This is a genomic window from Lacrimispora amygdalina, from assembly GCF_003432035.1.
Classification (GTDB): Bacteria; Bacillota; Clostridia; order Lachnospirales; family Lachnospiraceae; genus Lacrimispora; species Lacrimispora amygdalina.
The window spans coordinates 1-1,323 of sequence record NZ_QOHO01000163.1 but is presented as its reverse complement, the minus strand read 5'-3'; the positions used below and the strand labels follow the sequence as shown (position 1 = coordinate 1,323).

The window sequence follows — 1,323 nt, the reverse complement described above, 5'->3', positions numbered from 1 at the left end:
TTGTATTAGGGGGGTTTTTAGAAAAATTATTATATTTTATAAAAACAGCAAAAATCCCTCCCTTTCTGAAAACATATTTTTACAAAATCCCAATATCTGCTATCTGAATCACAAAAATCTTTCGATATTGCATATAAGTGATATAATCTTCAGATACTGAAGCACATAAAACATTTTCAATTCTAATTATATCAATAGCAGACAATGGAGGGAATTATGAAAAAGAATCAGAGAGAAGTAAGAACTATAACAGAAGGCGTAATAGAAGAATACTGTAAATGGCTGTACTGCCAGGAAAAGAGCCAGGTGACCATTCAAAAATACCGGTATTATCTGGAACAATTTTCATGCTTTCTGGAAGGAAGGAGCATAAACAAAGAGTTGGTAATCTTATGGAAAGCCCAGCTTCGAAAAAGGTTTTCTCCTGTAACTGCCAACGGAGCTTTGGCCGCAGTCAATGGATTTTTTAAATACAGCGGCTGGCCGGATTGCAGGGTGAGATTTTTCAAGGTCAGCAGCAGTGTGTTCTGTACAGAGATGAAAGAGCTGAATAAAGTTGAATATAAAAGGCTGGTCAAAGCAGCACAGGAAAATAAAAATGAACGTCTGGCCATGATCCTGCAGACGATCTGCTCCAGTGGCATCCGTGTTTCCGAACTTCCCTTTATTACAATTGAAGCAGTGAGGAACGGTGTAGCAGAGGTTGAATGCAAAGGAAGGATAAGAACCGTCATTCTGACCCGCCAATTATGCGAAGTGTTGACAGAGTACGCAAAGAAGCGGCATATTATATCCGGTATGATATTTATTACCCGTAATGGAAAAGCCATTGACAGAAGCAATATCTGGAGGGAAATGAAAGCATTGGGAAGCCTTGCCGGAGTTGCGGAAGAAAAGATATATCCTCATAACCTTCGTCATTTGTTTGCCAGAACCTTTTATATGATGGAGAAGGATTTATCGAGGCTTGCAGATATATTGGGACACAGTGATGTGAATACTACCCGTATTTACACAAAAGAAAGTGGTCATGCACATTTGAAAATACTGGAGCAATTGGATCTATTAGTCGCACAATACAACGGAATACCTCTTTTGTTGTAAAAATACGTCGAATCTATTAATTAATATACTACATAAATACTTAAAAGTCTACAATTTTTTTAAGAAACTATTTAAAATGTGTAAATTTGTTGAATTTGGATAGCGCAAACAGGCTGGAGTTGTGAAAAAATCCCCAGCCTGTTTGCGGTGTCCTTCTTTTTTTTTAAAAAGGCTCACCTCTGGTTAAATTTTCTTTTATTTACAACAAAAGAGGTATTC

At 37.1% G+C, this 1,323-nt stretch carries 1 protein-coding gene; it reads left to right on the top strand.

What is annotated here, in order from left to right:
- Nucleotides 1-216: 216 nt before the first annotated feature.
- Nucleotides 217-1,104 (top strand): tyrosine-type recombinase/integrase, encoded by an 888-nt coding sequence (locus tag DS742_RS28465; protein ID WP_117420268.1) that lies wholly within the window; start codon nt 217-219, stop codon nt 1,102-1,104.
- Nucleotides 1,105-1,323: the final 219 nt, after the last annotated feature.

Bases quoted from the DNA above. Each gene is read 5' to 3' on its own strand.
- DS742_RS28465 (WP_117420268.1), top strand. From the start codon at position 217: ATGAAAAAGAATCAGAGAGAAGTAAGAACTATAACAGAAGGCGTAATA.